Raw genomic sequence first — 3,670 nt, forward strand, 5'->3', positions numbered from 1 at the left:
GTTCTGTATCAACCTTTGTCTTGGCATCCTGTATGCTTGGAGTGTATTCAACAAGGCACTGGTAACTGAATCAGGCTGGAGTGCTGCAGAAGCTTCTGCACCTTACGCAACTGCAACCATCACTTTCTCTATCTGTCTTCTTATTGCAGGTATTCTTCAAGACCGCATGGGCCCTCGAATGATCCTTATCCTAGGTACTGTTCTTACAGGTCTGGGCATGATCGCGTCTGGCTTTGTTGACACTCCACTCATGCTGAACATTACCTTCGGTGTGATCACAGGTGCAGGTATCGGTTTTGGTTACGCATGCCTATCACCTTCTGCGATGAAGTGGTTCCACGCTTCGAAGAAAGGTATGGTTAACGGCATTATTGCGGCAGGTTTTGGTCTAGCGGCTATTTACCTTGCGCCAGTAACTTCTGCGCTAATAGACAGCATGGGCATTCAAACTAGCTTTATGGTTCTTGGTGTTGGTATCCTAGCGATTGCGGTTCCTCTTGCAGCAACCATCAACAACCCACCAGCAGACTACACACCTGCGGAGCCTAAAGTAAAAGAAGGCCAAGCACCTAAAGCGGTGAAAAAGTCAGATGACTTAACTTGGAAAGCAATGTTGAAAACGCCACAGTTCTACTCTCTATGGATCATGTACGCGTTTGCAGCTTCTGTTGGTCTAATGATCATTGGTAACATCACGACAATCGCAAGCGTTCAAGCAAACTTGCCAAACGCGGTTTACCTAGCGTCTATTCTTGCTGTATTTAACTCTGGCGGTCGTGTTGCCGCGGGTATGCTTGCAGATAAAATCGGCGGTGTTCGTACGCTTCTACTCGCGTTCGTTCTACAAGGCGTAAACATGGTGCTGTTCGCGACGTTCGACTCTGAGTTTACACTGATCATCGGTACAGCAATCGCAGCGGTAGGTTACGGCACACTTCTAGCGGTATTCCCTACTCTAACGGCTGAGTTCTACGGTCTGAAAAACTACGGCACTAACTACGGCGTGCTTTACACAGCATGGGGTATCGGTGGTGCAATCGGCGCAGCGGTTGTTGGTTTCTCGATGACAAATGGCGACGGCTACACCTTGGCTTACACAATTTCTTCAGCAATGATGGCAGTATGTATCGTACTAGCGTTCATCACTAAGCCATTGTCTGAAGCGAAAGTAGCACAGCTAAAAAACGCATAATTGCGAATTGATTTGATAGCGAAAAGGCTTAACCTATGGGTTAAGCCTTTTTTGTTATCGATCGTTTATGGAAAGCCCTATCGAACTTGCACCAGACTACTATCTAGAGAACTTCTTCAAGCTGACTCATCACGCAATAACTTGGTACAGCGATTTACTGACCAAGGAAGAACACGCATGGCTTTGCTCGTTTGATTCTTTGAGCAAACACGCCCAGTGCCTTTTGGTGCGTTTATACAGCCGAAAGGGATGTTGGTTTCGAAGTGATAAGCTGAGTTATCAAGAAATACCTTCTATCAATGAAGCACTGGCAGAATTGAGTCAGCATGAGTTTGTAGCCCTTTCCCCACCCCTTTCTCATCAAGAGTTAGCGGCTAATTTACTGACCAAACCAGAAATCTCCGCGCTTTATCCCGAACTGCCGAAATCACTCAAGAAAGACGCCCTTGTCGAACATTTGAGTAATACGGAATTTGATCGTATAGAGCGGCTTGAGTTTACGATCGTCAAACTCAATTCTGCTCATATGATCGACGTGTTACTCACTCTGTTTTTTGCCAACACCCATCAAGACTTAAGTCAGTTTGTGCTTGATGACTTAGGTTTGCATCAGTTCGAGCAATATCAATTGAATAAAGTGCGCCGTTTCTTTGATTCACGTGAGCAAATAGACCGCTTAATTGAACTGAGCCAGTTGGCCAACCTGTACTGGCAATTTGACCGAAAAGACAAAGCTAATCTCGACTTATTAATTGAGGCAATGCCTCAGCCCGTTAAACACCGTTACGTAGATCGTAAACGCGAGCACATGTTGAATGACATAGCACGTGATTACGAACGGCTTAATGATCTAGAGACCGCCCTGTCTCTATTTAGCCAAACTCAACTCACACCGAGCCGAGAACGACGCGCACGTATCTATGACAAATTAAACCATGATGATTTATTTGGTGACATTGTCACAGATATGCTTAACTCACCGATCGATGTGTCTGAGCTCGAAGTTGCACAAAAACTTGAGCAACGGTTAAAACGAAAACAAGGCGAGAAAGTGCCAAGAGTGACGAAGCCAACCTGTACGGAATACCGCCTTGAACTGGATTTATCTCAACAGAGAGTCGAACTCGCCAGCAAAGCGTATTTTGAGTCCTTAGGCTGGACTGTATTTTACGCCGAAAATGCACTGCTTAATGCATTACTTGGTCTCACTTTTTGGGATGCGATTTTCGCTCCCATCGAAGGCGCATTCATCAATGCCTATCAACATCGTCCTCTGGATTTGTACCATTCTGATTTTGTTACCAAACGCCAAGCTTTGATAGATGCGACGTTTGATATGTTGGAAACGGGCAATACTTATACGTTGTTAACTAGATACGATGAGAAGTTTGGTATCAGCAATCCATTTGTGCATTGGAGCTTAATAAGTAAAGAGCTACTCGAAATGGCACTCGATACAATCCCAACTAACATGTTGATGGCGCTATTTAAAATACAATTGAGTGACCTAAAGCTTTACCGCAATGGGATGCCTGATCTGATTGCTTTTAAAGGAAACGAGTTCGAATGGATTGAAGTAAAAGGGCCAGGCGATAAACTCCAGGATAACCAATGGCGTTGGATCAAAGAGTTTACTCGCCTTAATGTCCCGTTTGCGGTGTGTTACGTCGCAGCAACTTAACTTACTCTATATAAAGAGCTTGGTGTTTGTTCACTCAAACCGCCCCTCGGTTATCGCCCCTTGCTCTTTTTTCTAAACATTTTTTCGTTTCTTCACGATCGCTTCACGCTTCTTCACACAAAATGCGCTTCTACTCACTAAGTTGATTTGAAGAGGCAAAATAAAATGAACAAAACACTTCTTGCGTTACTTGTTACCTGCTCAGTTTCGGTATCTGCGGCTCCTTATGTAGGTCTGGAATATGGACTAGGCACCACTGACCATGATTTGGAACCTCACTTTTCAACTGACAACGTAACACTCAACCCTGAGCTTGAAGACGGTATTTTCTCAGGCTTTGTCGGTTACGCATTTAATGACAACTGGGCATTGGAACTGGGTTACAGCCAGTTTGACCTTGATGATAGTCGTTCAAAAAACCTAGGTATCAAGTCAATCGATGGCAAAGATTACCATCATGAAATGGATTGGGATGCGTCAATCAAAGCCAAGCAAGTGTCGTTGGCTCCTGTGTTTAACTATGCATTAAATGATAAATGGACAACAAAATTCAAAGCGGGTCTAACGTACACGGAATACAACGCCAAGGTTTCTAAACATCAAGAATACGAACTTGTCACGAACGACGATGTGGAAATGACCAACACGCTTTTCCATAGCGCGGAGAAAAACAACGAGCTAGGCGCAATGTTCTCAGTGGGTGCGGAATACAGAATTTTCCCGCAGCTCACCATAGGTGTAAACGCAAAATATCAACTAGACCGATACGCGAACACTGCATCCTTTAACGTAGGCAC

At 44.6% G+C, this 3,670-nt stretch carries 3 protein-coding genes; all 3 read left to right on the forward strand.

Going from position 1 to position 3,670, the window contains the following annotated elements; all coding sequences use genetic code 11:
- Positions 1–1,192, forward strand: a 1,192-nt coding sequence (locus CAG68_RS12360) for an L-lactate MFS transporter (RefSeq protein ID WP_161441210.1), incomplete at its 5' end; no start/stop codon positions are given.
- Positions 1,193–1,259: 67 nt separating this feature from the next.
- Entirely contained in the window at positions 1,260–2,873 is a 1,614-nt protein-coding gene (locus tag CAG68_RS12365) for a VRR-NUC domain-containing protein (RefSeq protein WP_161441211.1), read from the forward strand.
- Between the two features lie 165 nt (positions 2,874–3,038).
- The coding region (locus CAG68_RS12370; protein WP_161441212.1) for an AcfA family outer membrane beta-barrel protein at positions 3,039–3,670 on the forward strand (632 nt) is incomplete at its 3' end.

This window comes from Vibrio sp. V42_P2S4T144 (assembly GCF_009904715.1).
Taxonomy (GTDB): Bacteria; Pseudomonadota; Gammaproteobacteria; order Enterobacterales; family Vibrionaceae; genus Vibrio; species Vibrio alginolyticus.

Coding starts and splice junctions, on each gene's coding strand:
- CAG68_RS12365 (WP_161441211.1), top strand. CDS start 1,260: ATGGAAAGCCCTATCGAACTTGCACCAGACTACTATCTAGAGAACTTC.